General features: G+C 81.8%; 1 pseudogene. It reads left to right on the top strand.

Annotated features, from left to right (window positions below):
* Positions 1–379, top strand: a pseudogene (locus tag KDL01_RS47420) (translation initiation factor IF-2); the annotation flags it as partial.

Below are 379 nucleotides of genomic sequence, written 5' to 3'. Positions count from 1 at the left end.
CGACCACCCCGTCGGCGCCCGCGCAGAACCAGAACCAGAACCAGTCCCGTCCCGCCGCGTCGGCCCCCGGCCCGCGTCCGGGACCGGCCGCACCCAAGCCCGGCCCGGCGGCCCCGCCGCCCGCGGCTCCGGCCCAGGGCGCTCCGAGCAGCCAGGGCGGTCCGAGCAGCCAGGGCAACCAGCCCAACCAGGGCGGCCAGGGCGGCGGCCAGCCCAACCAGGGCGGCCAGCAGCGCGAGGAGCGTCGCTCCAACCGGCCCGAGGGCGGCCCCCGTCCGGCGGGCTCCGGCCCGCGTCCCGGCGGCGAGCGCCCGCGCGGCCCGCGCCCCGGCAACAACCCGTTCACCAGCGGTTCCACCGGCATGCCCCGGCCCCAGGC

The sequence above is a fragment of the Actinospica durhamensis genome, assembly GCF_018139695.1.
Taxonomy (GTDB): domain Bacteria; phylum Actinomycetota; class Actinomycetes; order Streptomycetales; family Catenulisporaceae; genus Actinospica; species Actinospica durhamensis.
This window is presented reverse-complemented; position numbering and strand designations above follow the sequence as displayed.